The organism is Bradyrhizobium uaiense (genome assembly GCF_010811875.1).
Taxonomy (GTDB): domain Bacteria; phylum Pseudomonadota; class Alphaproteobacteria; order Rhizobiales; family Xanthobacteraceae; genus Bradyrhizobium; species Bradyrhizobium uaiense.
In genome coordinates this window covers 1-237 of record NZ_VKHP01001096.1, presented here as the reverse complement: position 1 = coordinate 237, position 237 = coordinate 1, and the positions used below count along the sequence as shown (strand labels likewise).

The 237-nt window shown below is 60.3% G+C and carries 1 protein-coding gene; it reads right to left on the bottom strand.

All coding sequences use genetic code 11. The annotated features are described in order from the left end of the window. Nucleotides 1–237: transposase (locus FNJ47_RS48920; RefSeq protein WP_163163842.1), on the bottom strand; the 237-nt coding region annotated here is incomplete at both ends.

The window sequence follows — 237 nt, the reverse complement described above, 5'->3', positions numbered from 1 at the left end:
GCAATGAGGTGTCATCAATGACCAGCACCGCATCCTTGCCGCCGACAAGTCGGTCCGCCTGGCTGAGCAGCTCAGATTCCAGTGGTGATGCGTCCCAGACACCATCGGCGATGAAATGGTGCAGCTGGTCGTAGTTGCCCGTGGCAAGGCGCTCCGCCATCGGCTGAACGCTCTTGCGATCGCCAGGACCGATCAGTCCCGCAACATACAGAGGACACATCCGCTGCCGAGTCTTGT